The following is a 14,895-nucleotide window of genomic DNA, read 5'->3' on the forward strand; positions in this document are numbered from 1 at the left end:
TAACTTGACGTTAGACCTTTCTTTAACAATGGAGGGATGAATATGAAATTGCGTGAACCAATGCCGGAATTAACGGGGGCTACTGCAACGTTAAACGGTGAAGTGACAAGAGAGCAATTGATCGGCGACAAGCCAACGTTAATCCATTTTTGGTCGGTAAGCTGCCACTTGTGCAAAGAAGCGATGCCGCAAGTCAATGAATTCCGTGACCGCTATAAAGATAAGCTAAATGTTGTTTCTGTTCATATGCCGCGTTCGGAAAACGATTTAGACATAGAGCTTGTCAAAAAAGTAGCGGAAGAACACGGCATTACGCAGCCGATTTTAGTCGATAATGAGCATAAAATTACTGACGCGTTTGAAAATCAATATGTTCCGGCTTATTATGTATTTGATGCTGAAGGAAAGCTTCGCCACTTCCAAGCTGGCGGAAGCGGCATGAAAATGTTGGAAAAGCGTGTGAACCGCGTGTTGGAAGAAAACGAAAACGCGCAGCAACAACAATAACAGGAGCAAGAGGAACGAATGCAGTTTCGTTCCTTTTTTCTTTGCGTTTTTTTGATAAAATATTACAATGAAAAGAGAAAATAAGCGGATATTGCCATTGGAGGAATGAATGTGAAGAAACAATATGCTGTGATCGGCCTTGGCCGTTTTGGCGGAAGCATTTGCCGCACGCTGAGCGAACAAGGAATGGAAGTGCTGGCAATCGATATCGATGAAGACCGCGTGAATGAATTCGCTTCGATCGCCTCTTATGCGGTTGTTGGGGACGCAACGGACGAAAACGTGTTAAAAAGTTTAGGAATCCGCAATTTTGACCATGTGATTGTTGCGATCGGCGATAATATTCAAGCAAGCATTTTAACGACATTAATTTTAAAAGAATTAGGCGTTCAACATATTACCGTTAAAGCAACGAATGATTATCATGAAAAAGTGTTGCAAAAAATCGGCGCTGATCAAATTGTTCACCCAGAGCGGGACATGGGCGAACGAATCGCCAATAATTTGCTTTCTAGCAATGTGCTTGATTATCTGGAGCTGTCGGATAAGCATAGCATCGTCGAAATTGTGGCAAGCGAGCGGTTAGACGGACATTCGCTGTTGGAGCTTGATATCCGCGCCCGCTATGGGATTAACATTGTTGCCATTAAACGTGGCGCGGATGTGATTGTATCGCCGTTGGCATCTGAAATTATTCGCAAGGGCGACATTTTAGTCGTGATCGGTGCGGATGAGGATATCGATCGTTTTGAAGAAAAAGCGGTAAGCAAATAAAAACAGCTATTCCGAAGCACGGAACAGCTGTTTTTTTATTTATATTTCCATAATAATTGGTAAAATCATCGGTCTCCGCTTCGTTTTTTCATATAAAAACGGAGCAAGCGTATCGGTAATTTCATTTTTTATTTCCGACCACTGGTTTGTTTTGCGTTCGAGCACTTTTTCAAGGTGTTTCGTAATGAGCGCTTGTGCGTCGCTGATTAAATCACCGGATTCGCGCATATACACAAACCCGCGCGAAATAATATCCGGGCCGGCCGCGATTTTGAAATCTTTCATATTGATGCTGACAACGACGATGACAAGCCCTTCCTCTGACAAAATGCGGCGGTCGCGCAAGACGATGTTACCGATGTCGCCGACACCGCTGCCGTCAATATAAACAGAGCCGGACGGGATTTTGCCGACGATGTGGGCGTCGTTTTCGCTGAGGCCAAGCACTTCACCGTTATCCATGATAAAACAATTTTCCTCCGGCACTCCGCAATCTATCGCGAGCTTCGCGTGCATTTTTTGCATGCGGTACTCTCCGTGAATCGGCATAAAATATTTCGGTTTCATCAAGCGGATCATCAGCTTCTGCTCTTCTTGCCCGCCATGCCCGGATGTGTGAATATCGTTCAGCGGGCCATGAATGACTTCAGCGCCGGCGCGGTAAAGCATATTAATCGTCCGATTAACGCTTACCGTATTGCCCGGAATCGGCGATGAAGAAAAGACGACGGTGTCGCCAGGGATAATTTGAATTTGCCGGTGGGTGCCGTTGGCAATGCGCGACAGCGCCGCCATCGGCTCGCCTTGGCTGCCAGTACATAAAATCGTCACGCGGTTGGCAGGAAGGCGGTTGATTTCATTGGCATCCACAAAAGTATCTTTAGGACATCTAATGTAACCGAGCTCTTGTCCGATTTCAATGGCTGCTTCCATGCTTCTTCCAAATACAGCGATTTTCCGGTTATTCATTACAGCCGCTTCCGTTACTTGCTGTAGCCGATGGATATTGGAAGCAAATGTCGCAAAAATAATCCGTCCTTGCACTTTCCGGAAAATGTCATGAATGCTTTCGCCGACGCGGCGCTCGGACATGGTGAAGTGCGGGATTTCACTATTTGTGCTGTCGGAAAGCAAACAAAGGACACCTTCTTTGCCGATTTCCGCCATTTTTGTTAAGTTTGCCGGCTCACCGACAGGAGTGAAGTCAAATTTGAAATCTCCCGTATGAACGATTTGTCCTACAGGAGTTTTCACAACAATTCCGTAACTGTCAGGAATGCTGTGCGTCGTCCGGAAAAATGTCACCGCTGTTTTTCGGAAGCGGATGACATCGTCTTCGCGAATTTCAATCAGTTTCGCTTGCCGAAGAAGCCCGTGCTCCTCCAGCTTGTTGCGGATAAGCCCTAACGCTAATTTTCCGCCGTAGATTGGAATATTTATTTGCTTTAGCAAGTATGGAATTCCACCGATATGGTCTTCATGCCCGTGAGTAATAAACAATCCTTTTACTTTTTCCGCATTTTTGACTAAATACGTGTAATCGGGAATGACGTAATCAATTCCGAGCAACTCATCTTCAGGGAATTTAATTCCGGCGTCGATTACAATAATTTCATCTTGAAATTGCACGCCATATGTATTTTTCCCGATTTCTCCCAATCCGCCGAGGGCAAATACGCCAACTTGATGATCATTTAAAAACTTCATATTCAAATCTCCAATACTTTAAAATCTGGATTTTTCTTTTCATATTCTAAGTGAGCACCCTTAAGCGGCTGAATGTATTCGATATTCATGGTGCGTCCTTGCAGTTTTTGGCGTACTTCCCGTTCCGATTCCGCTTCAATATATAGCGTTTTTGTTTTTTCTCTCACAGGCACTTCATCAGGGTTTTCTTGGTAAAACACTTTGAAAATCATTCGAAAATCTCTCCTTATAAACAATGGTTTCTTTAACTTTTTTATTATATATAAAAATAGCGATAGTTTTCATGCATTTTCATCATCATATCCAATGTTGCGGGAAAAATATAGAGGGAAAACGCTCGCTTTTACTATCTTTGACGAATTTTGCTTTTTTTATTTGCTGGTTTTCAGAAAGGAGCCCTTCGTGATGGAAGGGCGTTTATTGTAGCGGTTTAGGCAATCGATTTTTTCCGGAGCAGATCTTTCCATTGTTGAAGCAGCTTTTTTTTCAGCTTTTTCAACATTTTTCATCACTCCTTAATTCCTATTGTACTCATTTCTTAGCGAAAGTAAATGTTCTTCCTATATTATATTATATGTAAGCGGAGGCTTGTTTTTCATGGATAAAAGTGGATAAGGATAAGGCCAGTAATGAATTGACATTTTCTGCTTTTTTCAGTACGGTTAAGGATGAAGAAAAATGCGAGGGGAAGAAGACCGTGGAAAAGAAAATTATATTTTTTGACATTGATGGAACATTGCTTGATGAAGAAAAAAAGCTTCCTTCTTCGACGGTGAGAGCCGTTCAAGAATTGAAAAAAGCTGGCGTTTATGTTGCAATCGCAACTGGCAGAGCGCCGTTTATGTTTTCTAATTTGCTCCAACAGTTAGGAATTGATTCGTTTGTCAGTTTCAACGGCCAATACGTAGTATTTGAAGGGAACGTCATTTATAAACATCCGCTTCATCGCCAAAGACTGCATGAATTAAAGGAAGCAGCGCACCAACATGGCCATCCGCTCGTTTTTATGAATGTGAATGAAGCGAGAGCGAGCATGGAGGATCATCCATATATTCATACCAGCATGGAAAGTTTAAAATTTTCCCATCCTCCGTTTGATCCGCTTTATTACGAAAATGAAGATATTTACCAAGCGCTTCTGTTTTGCAAGGCGGAAGAAGAGCAAATGTATGTGAAGGCATTTCCGGAATTTCGTTTTGTCCGTTGGCATAACGTGTCAACCGATGTATTGCCAACAGGAGGTTCGAAAGCGGAAGGAATTCAACGGATGATTGAAAAAATCGGCATTGCGAAAGAAAATGTGTACGCGTTTGGCGATGGGTTAAATGATATCGAAATGTTGAAATTTGTTGGAACTGGCGTTGCCATGGGAAACGCGCGGGAAGAAGTCAAAAAAGTGGCTGATTTCGTCACAAAGCCGGTCGGGGAGGAGGGGATATTGTACGGATTAAAACAGCTCGAATTAATTAAATAAAAAAGGGCATATCCCGGTGCAGGGGGTATAGCCCTTCTTTTCATTTAACGCTCGATAGGGATCGCGTTGTCAGGCACTTTAAACGGGTTTTTCGGATCGATATGGTCATAAAACATAATGCCGTTTAAATGGTCAATTTCATGCTGAAATACGATGGCAGGCAGCCCTTTTAGACGCAGCGTGACTTCTTCGCCGTCAATCGTTGTCCCTGTTACGGTGATGCGGGCATAGCGCGGTACGTATCCCGGAACATTGCGGTCGACGGATAGGCATCCTTCCCCGCTTGTTAAATAGCATTGCTGGACAGAATGGCTCACAATTTTTGGATTAAATAATGCATAACTATATAAAGTGCCTTTTTCATCAGTGACATGAACGGCGATCATTCGTTTCGATACATTAATTTGCGGAGCTGCCAGCCCGATTCCCGGGCGCAATCCGTATTTTTCGGCAATCTCAGGGTCTTGGCTCATTTTTACGTAATCAAGCAGGCTTTGCAAAATTTGTTTATCTTCTTCTGATGGAGGAAGAGAAACCGGCTCAGCCACTTTTCTTAAAGTTGGATGCCCTTCTTTAATAATATCTTTCATGGTAATCATCATTTTTCACTCCCTGTACGACGTTGGTGTCTGAATTAAGTCTAACAAAAATTTGTTTTGCCCGTAAACTAAAATGAAAACGGAATGTGCTTAAAAGAAAGGAAGAAGGTTGTGAAAAGCAATGCAGCGGTTTATCTGGTTGACGGCGTTTTTGCTTTTGCTTGGCGGTTGCGATAAACTTACCGCCGAACAAGATGTTTTGTCTGCGCTGAAAAAGATTGCTGCATATGAACAAAATGCGGCAGAGCAACAGAAAAAACTGAATGAATTAGAACAAAAACAAAACAAATTATACGATCAAATGATGTCGTACGGAATGAAACAGTTTGCAAAAGTGGAGCAATTGTCGAAAGAATCGCTGGAACTGGTAGAAGAACGGGACAAACAGGTGGAAAAAGAACATAAAGCAATTCAGTCGGCAAAGCGGGAGATCAATGCCGTCAAGAAGAAAGTGAGCCAGCTTCATGATGAAAATATAAAAAGACAAGCAGTCCGTCTAGTCGACATCGAAAAAAAGCGCTATGAAACGTATGACGATCTATATCTTCATTATAAAGAAATGTTATCGTTGGAAAAAGATCTCTATCTTTTGCTGCAAAATAGGCATACGACGCCCAAACAGCTGCAGCGGCAAATTGAGCGCGTGAATGAACAATATAAAAAACTCATTGCCGCTAACCAGCGGTTGAACGAAGATACGGAAAAATACAATAAAGAGATGAAGCGATTATCTCATATTATATGGAAATAAAGTGTTTTCGGCACCAAGAGGCTATATTTTTTGTAGCCTCTTTTTCTTATCCGCGAATATGAAACAGGTGTAATACAGGTTTTAATTAATGTACTATAACAGTTTTGATAAAAAATTCACATATTATAAAAAAATAACGTTGAATCAAAGTAATTGACGCATAAGGAAAGAAAGTGTAAACTTAAAAGTGAAGATGAGAGTTGTATTAATCGAATCAGCTGAATAATTGATACAGATCTTGTAACGCTTTTTTTTCATTTGCACCGTGGAAATAAGGGCTGCTGTTTTTTATTAAGATTTTGGGTAAATTAATGCTGTGTGCATCATGTTTACGAATCGCTCTTTATTTTAAATTATGAAAGGTAGAGGTGAATAGAATGGGTGCGAAAACATCCAGATTTGATTTCCAGAAACAGCTTGACAAAGTTGCTGAGCAATTTCCGACGTTTCAAATTTTAAACGAAGAAGGAGAAGTTGTTAACGAAGCGGCAATGCCGGATTTAAGCGATGATCAATTAAAAGAATTGATGCGCCGGATGGTATATACGCGTGTCCTTGACCAACGTTCCATTTCGTTGAACCGTCAGGGCCGTTTAGGCTTTTATGCGCCAACGGCGGGGCAAGAGGCAAGCCAAATTGCCAGCCACTTCGCGTTGGAAAAAGAGGATTTCATTTTACCTGGATACCGTGATGTTCCGCAAATTATTTGGCACGGGCTTCCGCTTTATCAAGCGTTTTTATTCTCACGCGGCCACTTCCACGGCAACCAAATTCCTGAAGGCGTCAATGTATTGCCTCCGCAAATTATTATCGGTGCCCAATACATTCAAGCAGCAGGCGTTGCTTTAGGTTTGAAAAAACGCGGCAAAAAAGCGGTGGCAATTACATATACAGGTGATGGCGGCACCTCGCAAGGCGATTTTTACGAAGGAATCAACTTTGCGGGCGCGTTTAAAGCACCGGCGATTTTCGTTGTTCAAAACAACCGTTTTGCTATTTCCACTCCAGTAGAAAAACAAACGATAGCTAAAACGCTTGCACAAAAAGCAGTGGCAGCGGGAATTCCTGGCATCCAAGTCGACGGTATGGACCCGCTGGCGGTATATGCGGCAGTGCGTGCAGCACGCGAGCGCGCGGTCAACGGCGAAGGACCGACGCTGATTGAAACATTGTGCTTCCGCTACGGCCCGCATACGATGTCAGGAGACGATCCGACTCGTTATCGCACGAAAGAATTGGAAAATGAATGGGAGAAAAAAGATCCGCTTGTCCGTTTCCGCAAGTTTTTAGAAAACAAAGGATTATGGAGCGAAGAAGAAGAAAACAAAGTGATTGAACAAGCAAAAGAAGATATTAAAGAGGCGATTAAAAAAGCAGACGAAACGCCAAAACAAAAAGTAACCGATTTGATCAGCATCATGTTTGAAGAGCTGCCATTTAACTTAAAAGAACAGTATGAAATTTATAAAGAGAAGGAGTCGAAGTAAGCCATGGCGCAAATGACAATGATTCAAGCAATCACGGATGCGTTGCGCATCGAATTGAAAAATGACCCAAATGTATTAATATTTGGGGAAGACGTTGGCGTTAACGGCGGCGTATTCCGGGCAACGGAAGGATTGCAGGCGGAATTTGGGGAAGATCGCGTATTCGACACCCCTCTTGCTGAGTCGGGAATCGGCGGTCTCGCCATCGGGTTAGCGCTTCAAGGGTTCCGTCCTGTTCCTGAAATTCAGTTTTTTGGTTTTGTATATGAAGTAATGGATGCTATTTGCGGACAAATGGCGCGTATCCGCTACCGCACTGGCGGGCGCTATAATGTTCCGATAACGATTCGTTCACCATTTGGCGGTGGTGTGCATACACCAGAATTGCACTCTGACAGCTTAGAAGGGTTAGTTGCACAGCAGCCTGGATTAAAAGTGGTTATTCCGTCCACACCATATGATGCGAAAGGGTTGCTTATTTCTGCGATCCGTGACAATGATCCTGTTATTTTCCTAGAGCACTTAAAATTGTACCGTTCGTTCCGCCAAGAAGTGCCAGAAGGAGAATATACAATTCCAATCGGTAAAGCAGATATTAAACGGGAAGGAAAAGATATCACGATTATCGCTTATGGCGCAATGGTGCATGAATCGTTAAAAGCGGCGGCGGAATTAGAAAAAGAAGGAATTTCTGCCGAAGTCGTTGACTTGCGTACCGTTCAACCGTTAGATATTGAGACGATTATCGGTTCTGTTGAAAAAACAGGGCGCGCGATCGTTGTGCAAGAAGCGCAAAGACAAGCAGGAATTGCCGCAAACGTTGTTGCGGAAATTAACGAACGTGCCATTTTAAGCTTGGAAGCTCCGGTATTGCGCGTTACTGCTCCGGATACGGTATATCCGTTCGCGCAAGCGGAATCTGTATGGTTGCCTAACTTCAAAGATGTCATTGAAACAGCGAAAAAAGTCATTAACTTCTAAACGGTTATAGGAAGAGGAGGGGATTTTACCACCTCCTTCCTCTTTCCCCATTCTTTTTGAAATTGAAAAAGACAATAGGAGGTCGACAAGCAGTGGCATTTGAATTTAAGTTGCCGGATATTGGTGAAGGTATTCATGAAGGGGAAATCGTCAAATGGTTTGTCAAACCTGGCGATGAAGTGAACGAAGACGATGTGCTATGTGAAGTGCAAAATGATAAAGCGGTTGTTGAAATTCCGTCCCCTGTAAAAGGAAAAGTATTAGAAATCTTAGTTGAAGAAGGAACAGTTGCAACGGTTGGCCAAACATTAATCACATTAGATGCGCCTGGATATGAGAATATGACGTTTAAAGGGCAAGAACAAGATGAACCGAAAGAGAAGGAAAATGCGCAAGAAGTGTCGAAAAAAGAAGATGGAGTTGCGGAAGCTCCGCAAGAAGCGCCATCGAAACAAACAGAAGTCGATCCGAATCGCCGCGTGATCGCAATGCCTTCCGTGCGCAAATATGCCCGTGAAAAAGGGGTAGATATCCGTCTTGTTCAAGGGACAGGAAAAAATGGCCGTGTGCTAAAAAGCGATATCGACGCGTTCCTTGCCGGCGGTTCTGCAGCAGCACAGAAACAGGAAGCGCCAGCTGCGCAGGAAGAAAAAGCGGCAGCAGCTTCTGCAGCGCAACAACCAGTTGTGCTTGAAGGCGAATTCCCAGAAACCCGCGAAAAAATGAGCGGCATTCGCCGTGCGATTGCCAAGGCGATGGTCAATTCGAAACATACCGCTCCGCACGTTACATTAATGGACGAAGTGGATGTAACAAAACTTGTGGCGCATCGCAAGAAGTTCAAAGAAGTTGCGGCGGAAAAAGGGATCAAGCTTACGTTCTTGCCGTATGTCGTAAAAGCATTAACATCGGCGTTGCGTGAGTTCCCGGTTTTAAACACATCGATTGACGATGAAACAGAAGAAGTGATTTACAAACATTACTACAACATTGGCATCGCTGCCGATACAGACAGGGGGTTGCTTGTTCCTGTTATTAAACATGCTGACCGCAAACCAATCTTTGCGCTTGCCAAAGAAATTAACGAACTGGCGACAAAAGCACGGGAAGGCAAGCTGACTCCAAATGAAATGAAAGGTGCTTCTTGCACGATAACAAATATCGGCTCTGCCGGCGGTCAATGGTTTACTCCGGTCATTAATCATCCGGAAGTGGCGATTCTTGGCATCGGCCGCATTTCTGAAAAACCAATTGTTCGCGATGGCGAAATAGTTGTTGCTCCAGTATTAGCGTTATCATTAAGCTTTGACCACCGCATGATTGACGGTGCGACAGCGCAAAAGGCGTTAAATCACATTAAACGTTTATTAAATGACCCAGAATTATTATTAATGGAGGCGTAAAGCAATGGTAGTCGGTGATTTTGCAATTGAAACAGAAACACTCGTTGTTGGAGCAGGTCCTGGCGGTTATGTGGCAGCGATTCGCGCTGCGCAATTAGGGCAAAAAGTAACGATTGTGGAAAAAGGGAATCTTGGCGGCGTGTGCTTAAATGTCGGATGCATTCCGTCCAAAGCGCTTATTTCCGCAAGCCATCGCTATGTTGAAGCGAAACATTCGGAAGATATCGGAATTAAAGCAGAAAACGTAACCGTTGACTTTTCGAAAGTACAACAATGGAAAGCAAGCGTTGTGAAAAAACTGACAAGCGGCGTAGAAGGATTGCTAAAAGGAAACAAAGTCGAAATCGTTCGCGGTGAAGCGTATTTTGTTGATGCAAATACAGTGCGCGTCGTCAATGGAGATAGCGCGCAAACATATACGTTTAAAAACGCGATTATTGCAACAGGCTCTCGCCCGATCGAACTTCCTGGCTTTAAATTTTCCAATCGCGTGCTTGATTCCACAGGCGCGCTCAGTCTGCAGGAAGTTCCAAAATCGCTTGTCGTGATCGGCGGCGGTTATATCGGAACAGAATTAGGAACAGCATATGCAAACTTTGGAACAAAAGTAACGATCATCGAAGGGGCAGATGAAATCTTATCTGGCTTTGAAAAACAAATGACGGCGATTGTCAAACGCCGCTTAAAGAAAAAAGGGGTAGAAATCTTCACTAACGCTCTTGCGAAAGGCGTCGAGGAGCGCGAAGACGGCGTAACGGTAACTTTTGAAGTAAAAGGCGAAACAAAAACGATTGACGCAGACTATGTGCTTGTGACGGTCGGACGCCGCCCGAACACGGATGAGCTCGGCTTGGAACAAATCGGCATCAAATTGACAGACCGCGGTTTAATTGAAATTGACAAACAATGCCGCACAAGCGTTCCGAACATTTACGCGATCGGGGATGTCGTCCAAGGTCCGCCGCTTGCGCACAAAGCGTCATATGAAGGAAAAATCGCTGCAGAAGCGATTGCCGGAAAACCGTCTGAAATTGATTATTTAGCTCTTCCGGCAGTAGTATTCTCAGATCCAGAATGCGCATCTGTCGGTTATTTTGAGCAACAAGCGAAAGACGAAGGCATAGAAGTAGTTACGGCAAAATTCCCGTTTGCTGCTAACGGCCGTGCCCTTTCGTTGAATGATACAGACGGCTTTATGAAACTTGTCGTCCGCAAAGAAGACGGCGTTGTGATCGGAGCGCAAATTGTTGGTCCAAACGCTTCTGACATGATTGCAGAGCTTGGTCTTGCGATCGAAGCCGGAATGACCGCAGAGGATATCGCTTTGACGATTCATGCTCACCCAACATTGGGTGAAATAGCGATGGAAGCTGCGGAAGTTGCCCTCGGCACTCCAATCCATATTATTAGTAAATAAAATGGCAAAATAGAGGATGTCTAATTTAGACATCCTCTTTTAGTAAGCTATTCAGTACAAGCAGAAACAATGGAAGCAATTCCAAAGAAACTCAATAAAGCATCTTTTAAATCTGGGGCAACATTAGAAGCGGCGGCATTCACTGCTCGTTCCCAAGCAACAGTCCGAGAATACTTTAGTTTTCTGTAGTTTTGATAGTAATTGATAGCGGTAGAGACAAATTTTGCTGTTCCTCCAAGAGCTTTTAATGCTGACTTAACTTTTAGAATTTTGGATGGTGCCCAAGCTAACGAGACAAGCGCAACTCCTACAGCAGAAATACATCCGATAACTCCCTGTATACGGAATTCTCCTTGGTTTGTTTGGTTGTATTGATATTCTATTGCTGACAGGACAGCCGGGTCATCAATAGTTTCTTTGTACCAGTTAATAATGGCATCAGTTCCTTCTAAAACAACTGATTCAGGAATTTGCTCAATGATGGATAATGTTTGTTGGTAATCATCTAATCCCGGCAATTCTTCTTCAATCCACTCTTCCACGTAATTTTCTTCTGCTTGCGCTTGGGCAATTCCTGCACCACCCAAAGTGGATAGAACTAATACAAAGGATAAGAGGAACGATAAATAACTTTTTGTTTTGTTCATTGGAATCACCTCCCTTTATTTGGTTAAAAAGTAATTCTATATATTTAATATCAGAATTTATCAATTTTTTTCAACATTTTTAATTAATATTTTCAAAATTTTTCTAATTGATATAATAAATTGAAGAAAGGAAGAGTGGGATGAAAAAAACAATTAAACAAAAATATAAAGATATTTTGTTGGTCATTTTCTTTCTTGTTTGGTTGTTTAACGTGTTTGTTGAGAATGAACGGGTTACTGTTACGGCTAATGTCATTGCAATAGTTTTGATTTCATTTGTAAGTTTTATAAAGTATTACACTAAAGAAAATTAAGAAGATTATTGGTGTTTTCTGAATAGAAAAATTTTACTGTCAGACCATTACAGAGGATGTCCCAAAAGTGTTCGCATAGCGTTCGCTTTTGGGACAATTTTTTGGGCAAAAAAGAAGAAAACCGTTCCTTCTTTGGTATAATAGAGTCACCACAACCCTACCAAGAAAGGACGGTTTTCTTATGTACATTTATTAACCGAGATCAACTCATTTTGCCAATGGATCTTGAAATTCTCATTCCCAAACATCATCTTTGCCGAATCGTGGATCTAGCCGTGGAAAAAATGGATCCAGCTCTGCTCGCTTCCCTCTATCCTGGCGGAGGTCACCCAGCCTATCATCCGAAAATGATATTGAAAGTCATCCTGTATGCCTACGCCAATCGGATCTATTCCTCTCGCCAAATCGCCAAGCAATTGAAAGAAAACATTTATTTTATGTGGCTATCCGGCCATCAAACACCGGATTTCCGCACCATCAACCGATTTCGGTCGGAACGGATGAAGGATATCATTTACGAAACGTTTTTCTCCATTGTCGATCCTCTGCGTCAAGAAAGGTTGGTCAAACTAGAGGATTATTTTCTGGATGGAACGAAAATCGAGACCAACGCCAACAAATACACGTTCGTTTGGCGCAAATCAACGGAAAAGTACGATCAGAAGTTGGAGGAGAAATTCCGGAAAATCGTAGCCTCGATCGAACAGGTGGTAAAAGAGGATGAAGAGTCGGAACAAGAAGGAGATTTTCAAGAAAAGCTGGAAGCTTCACCGATCACGTCTGAAAAGATCGAAGCCGTGATCGAACAAGTGGAAGAACATCTAAAGAAAGAGCCGAAGAATCGCACGTTAAAGAAAGCAAAACAGCAATTGGAACAAGACATTAGACATTCTCCCCCGTAAGAAAAAATATGAAGAATACAAAAAAGTGTTAGGCGAACGAAACAGTTTTTCGAAAACGGACCCCGATGCGACGTTTATGCGGATGAAAGACGACCATATGAAAAACGGCCAGCTCAAACCGGGATATAATGTGCAGATAGGGACAGGGAACCAATTCATCACTGGATTTAGCGTGCATCAACGGGCGGGGGATGCCGGATGCTTCATTCCGCATTTGGAGCAATTGGCCGCCCATGGGCGTCCCATGCCTAAACGAGCGATTGCGGATTCCGCCTGTGGGAGTGAGGAGAACTACACGTACTGCGAGAAAAAGCAGATCGTCGTACTGATCAAGTACAACACATTGGACCGGGAACAAACGAAAGTGTGGGCGAAAGAGATCGGCCGAATCGAGAACATGACGTACGATGAGGAATTGGATGAGTGGATTTGCGCTAAAGGGGAACGGCTGGTGTTTGTGTATAAACGGAAGGAAACGATCGGCAACGGGTACGTCATCGTCAAACGGACGTATCGTTGTACAGCATGTGCCGGATGCCCGTTTCAAGCAGCATGTGCCAAAGGCAAAGACACGAAAACCATCCGCGTTTCCTTGAAAAATCAACAACAACGGCAAGAAATCCGGAAACGGCTGTCCACGGAAGAAGGGGCGATGACATATCGAAGACGGCAAATCGAAAACGAGCCGGTGTTTGGGCAAATCAAGCATAACCAGCAATTCCAGCGCTTTTTGTTAAGAGGACTCCCAAAAATTACCGTAGAATGGGGGCTTATTTGTGCTGCCCACAATTTGAAAAAGTGGGCGGTCACGACCGATCCAACAAGGAAAAAACAGGATAAAATTCGGAGATAAGGAGAAATTCCTGCTTCGAAAAAGGAATAAATAACCAAATGGTAAGAAAAAGAAACAGAGGCTGTCCTCAAAAGGTCGTTTTACCGACCTTTTGGGACAGCCTCTATTTTTTATAAACTCGTCTTCTTGTCCAATGAATGGATAATATTTTCCTTTGGTGGCTCATATTGTTATGGTAAAGAAGATGCGGGGGATGACGGATGAAAGAATATGTCGCGTTTTTGTTGCAAATGATCATTTGGAGCAGTTTTTCACTGATTGAATGGCTGTCAGGACGCGATCGCCTGTTTTTCAAAGGAATGATGCTTTGTGTGTTTTTATATATTGCGTTTTTATTGGCCCGGAAAATCGGCTTGCGCACCTGGAAAGCGCTGTGGACAACGACGCTGACAGCGGCGATGTACTTTATTTGCCAGCATTTCGTGTGGGAGGCGCTATAGTAGGGGAATAAACGTGATAGCGGAACCGCTATCGCTTGTAGTAATACATAATTCTGCCGCTAAATAAGTGAAGTTCCCCTTCTAATTTTTTGGCGAGAAACTTGCAAAATTCATTTGCTTTCCCTTTATCTCCATGTGTTGCTTCATCTGGCAATGTGATTTGCACAAATGATTCACCAGTTTCATGCGATCCGACGCCGACGATGATCGTCCGGTAACGGTGCCCGTCTCCTTTTAAATAAAACCATTTTCCTTTTCCCTCATCGCTTTCTATCAGTTGGTAAGGGAATGCAGCTTGTTGATATCCCCAGCCAAGTTGTTCCCCCGTTTTTTTCATGAGCTCTTGGTAATATTGAAACAATTGTTTTACTTCTTTCAATGTAACCGTTTTCTTTTCCGATGGCGAAACAAGCTTGATGTATGCGTGCGCCGCCAATATCATCACCTCTATCGTTAACATCTTGATATTTATTGTAACACGTTTGTGCAACAGAGGCTATTGATTTTTTCACATCGATCAGAGCTGGATGCGGATTTAGAAAAACCGTTGGCCGAGTATTATCTCCGTTTTATAGTGGAATAAATGTTAAATATGACATACAAATTAAGTGTTGACACCATAAATGTGATATATTATTA

Annotated in this window: 16 protein-coding genes and 1 pseudogene; 11 read left to right on the forward strand and 6 right to left on the reverse strand. The window is 43.0% G+C overall.

Annotated features, from left to right (window positions below):
- Window positions 1-42: 42 nt before the first annotated feature.
- Window positions 43-507, forward strand: a complete 465-nt coding sequence (locus tag AOT13_RS08260; RefSeq protein WP_003252053.1) for a TlpA family protein disulfide reductase — start codon at window positions 43-45, stop codon at window positions 505-507.
- Between the two features lie 105 nt (window positions 508-612).
- On the forward strand, window positions 613-1,281 hold the full coding sequence (locus tag AOT13_RS08265) for a potassium channel family protein (RefSeq protein WP_035502242.1): 669 nt from the start codon (window positions 613-615) through the stop codon (window positions 1,279-1,281).
- A 39-nt stretch (window positions 1,282-1,320) separates the two neighbouring features.
- Here the strand turns inward: AOT13_RS08265 and rnjA are convergent, their stop codons facing one another.
- From rnjA to AOT13_RS20475, 3 genes are all read right to left on the reverse strand, one after another.
- A complete protein-coding gene (gene rnjA / locus AOT13_RS08270) occupies window positions 1,321-2,988 on the reverse strand; it encodes a ribonuclease J1 (protein ID WP_042384926.1) in 1,668 nt (555 codons plus the stop codon).
- 2 nt (window positions 2,989-2,990) lie between these two features.
- Window positions 2,991-3,200 carry a DNA-dependent RNA polymerase subunit epsilon gene (locus tag AOT13_RS08275; protein WP_013401337.1) on the reverse strand — a complete coding sequence of 70 codons (210 nt, stop codon included), beginning with the start codon at window positions 3,198-3,200 and terminating at the stop codon, window positions 2,991-2,993.
- A 159-nt stretch (window positions 3,201-3,359) separates the two neighbouring features.
- On the reverse strand, window positions 3,360-3,497 hold the full coding sequence (locus tag AOT13_RS20475) for a hypothetical protein (protein WP_167542267.1): 138 nt from the start codon (window positions 3,495-3,497) through the stop codon (window positions 3,360-3,362).
- Between the two features lie 188 nt (window positions 3,498-3,685).
- On the opposite strand from AOT13_RS20475, the gene AOT13_RS08280 reads away from it, so the two are divergent.
- Window positions 3,686-4,462, forward strand: a complete 777-nt coding sequence (locus AOT13_RS08280) for a Cof-type HAD-IIB family hydrolase (protein WP_042384923.1) — start codon at window positions 3,686-3,688, stop codon at window positions 4,460-4,462.
- Window positions 4,463-4,506: 44 nt separating this feature from the next.
- Here AOT13_RS08280 and def read toward each other — a convergent pair whose 3' ends face one another.
- Window positions 4,507-5,061 (reverse strand): peptide deformylase, encoded by a 555-nt coding sequence (gene def / locus AOT13_RS08285; protein WP_003252046.1) that lies wholly within the window; start codon window positions 5,059-5,061, stop codon window positions 4,507-4,509.
- A 121-nt stretch (window positions 5,062-5,182) separates the two neighbouring features.
- On the opposite strand from def, the gene AOT13_RS08290 reads away from it, so the two are divergent.
- The 5 genes from AOT13_RS08290 (at window position 5,183) to lpdA (ending at window position 11,100) form a co-directional block, all read left to right on the forward strand.
- Window positions 5,183-5,812 carry a YkyA family protein gene (locus tag AOT13_RS08290; protein WP_013401335.1) on the forward strand — a complete coding sequence of 210 codons (630 nt, stop codon included), beginning with the start codon at window positions 5,183-5,185 and terminating at the stop codon, window positions 5,810-5,812.
- Between the two features lie 377 nt (window positions 5,813-6,189).
- On the forward strand, window positions 6,190-7,299 hold the full coding sequence (gene pdhA / locus AOT13_RS08295; protein ID WP_003252042.1) for a pyruvate dehydrogenase (acetyl-transferring) E1 component subunit alpha: 1,110 nt from the start codon (window positions 6,190-6,192) through the stop codon (window positions 7,297-7,299).
- A 3-nt stretch (window positions 7,300-7,302) separates the two neighbouring features.
- The gene (pdhB, locus tag AOT13_RS08300) at window positions 7,303-8,280 is read left to right on the forward strand and encodes a pyruvate dehydrogenase complex E1 component subunit beta (protein ID WP_003252041.1); all 978 of its coding nucleotides are present in this window, start codon (window positions 7,303-7,305) and stop codon (window positions 8,278-8,280) included.
- A gap of 92 nt (window positions 8,281-8,372) precedes the next feature.
- Entirely contained in the window at window positions 8,373-9,683 is a 1,311-nt protein-coding gene (locus AOT13_RS08305) for a dihydrolipoamide acetyltransferase family protein (RefSeq protein ID WP_003252040.1), read from the forward strand.
- Window positions 9,684-9,687: 4 nt separating this feature from the next.
- The gene (gene lpdA, locus AOT13_RS08310; RefSeq protein WP_003252039.1) at window positions 9,688-11,100 is read left to right on the forward strand and encodes a dihydrolipoyl dehydrogenase; all 1,413 of its coding nucleotides are present in this window, start codon (window positions 9,688-9,690) and stop codon (window positions 11,098-11,100) included.
- Window positions 11,101-11,147: 47 nt separating this feature from the next.
- On the opposite strand, the gene AOT13_RS08315 is transcribed toward lpdA, so the two are convergent.
- On the reverse strand, window positions 11,148-11,747 hold the full coding sequence (locus tag AOT13_RS08315; RefSeq protein WP_003252038.1) for a hypothetical protein: 600 nt from the start codon (window positions 11,745-11,747) through the stop codon (window positions 11,148-11,150).
- A gap of 140 nt (window positions 11,748-11,887) precedes the next feature.
- Between AOT13_RS08315 and AOT13_RS20480 the strand changes: the two genes are divergently transcribed.
- The 3 genes and pseudogenes from AOT13_RS20480 (at window position 11,888) to AOT13_RS08325 (ending at window position 14,256) form a co-directional block, all read left to right on the forward strand.
- Window positions 11,888-12,061: a hypothetical protein gene (locus AOT13_RS20480; RefSeq protein ID WP_167542268.1), complete on the forward strand. Its 174-nt coding sequence runs from the start codon at window positions 11,888-11,890 to the stop codon at window positions 12,059-12,061.
- Window positions 12,062-12,279: 218 nt separating this feature from the next.
- A pseudogene (locus AOT13_RS08320) lies at window positions 12,280-13,816 on the forward strand (IS1182 family transposase).
- 200 nt (window positions 13,817-14,016) lie between these two features.
- Window positions 14,017-14,256 carry a hypothetical protein gene (locus AOT13_RS08325; RefSeq protein WP_042383360.1) on the forward strand — a complete coding sequence of 80 codons (240 nt, stop codon included), beginning with the start codon at window positions 14,017-14,019 and terminating at the stop codon, window positions 14,254-14,256.
- A gap of 28 nt (window positions 14,257-14,284) precedes the next feature.
- Here the strand turns inward: AOT13_RS08325 and AOT13_RS08330 are convergent, their stop codons facing one another.
- Window positions 14,285-14,692 (reverse strand): DUF1885 family protein, encoded by a 408-nt coding sequence (locus AOT13_RS08330; RefSeq protein ID WP_042383359.1) that lies wholly within the window; start codon window positions 14,690-14,692, stop codon window positions 14,285-14,287.
- Between the last annotated feature and the right edge of the window lie 203 nt (window positions 14,693-14,895).

The organism is Parageobacillus thermoglucosidasius (genome assembly GCF_001295365.1).
Classification (GTDB): domain Bacteria; phylum Bacillota; class Bacilli; order Bacillales; family Anoxybacillaceae; genus Parageobacillus; species Parageobacillus thermoglucosidasius.

What these genes read in the sequence shown, in the direction of transcription:
- AOT13_RS08260 (WP_003252053.1), top strand. Translation starts at nt 43, where the DNA reads ATGAAATTGCGTGAACCAATGCCGGAATTAACGGGGGCTACTGCAACG.
- AOT13_RS08265 (WP_035502242.1), top strand. Translation starts at nt 613, where the DNA reads ATGAATGTGAAGAAACAATATGCTGTGATCGGCCTTGGCCGTTTTGGC.
- rnjA (WP_042384926.1), bottom strand. Translation starts at nt 2,988, where the DNA reads ATGAAGTTTTTAAATGATCATCAAGTTGGCGTATTTGCCCTCGGCGGA.
- AOT13_RS08275 (WP_013401337.1), bottom strand. Translation starts at nt 3,200, where the DNA reads ATGATTTTCAAAGTGTTTTACCAAGAAAACCCTGATGAAGTGCCTGTG.
- AOT13_RS20475 (WP_167542267.1), bottom strand. Translation starts at nt 3,497, where the DNA reads ATGAAAAATGTTGAAAAAGCTGAAAAAAAAGCTGCTTCAACAATGGAA.
- def (WP_003252046.1), bottom strand. Translation starts at nt 5,061, where the DNA reads ATGATTACCATGAAAGATATTATTAAAGAAGGGCATCCAACTTTAAGA.
- AOT13_RS08290 (WP_013401335.1), top strand. Translation starts at nt 5,183, where the DNA reads ATGCAGCGGTTTATCTGGTTGACGGCGTTTTTGCTTTTGCTTGGCGGT.
- pdhA (WP_003252042.1), top strand. Translation starts at nt 6,190, where the DNA reads ATGGGTGCGAAAACATCCAGATTTGATTTCCAGAAACAGCTTGACAAA.
- pdhB (WP_003252041.1), top strand. Translation starts at nt 7,303, where the DNA reads ATGGCGCAAATGACAATGATTCAAGCAATCACGGATGCGTTGCGCATC.
- lpdA (WP_003252039.1), top strand. Translation starts at nt 9,688, where the DNA reads ATGGTAGTCGGTGATTTTGCAATTGAAACAGAAACACTCGTTGTTGGA.
- AOT13_RS08315 (WP_003252038.1), bottom strand. Translation starts at nt 11,747, where the DNA reads ATGAACAAAACAAAAAGTTATTTATCGTTCCTCTTATCCTTTGTATTA.
- AOT13_RS20480 (WP_167542268.1), top strand. Translation starts at nt 11,888, where the DNA reads ATGAAAAAAACAATTAAACAAAAATATAAAGATATTTTGTTGGTCATT.
- AOT13_RS08325 (WP_042383360.1), top strand. Translation starts at nt 14,017, where the DNA reads ATGAAAGAATATGTCGCGTTTTTGTTGCAAATGATCATTTGGAGCAGT.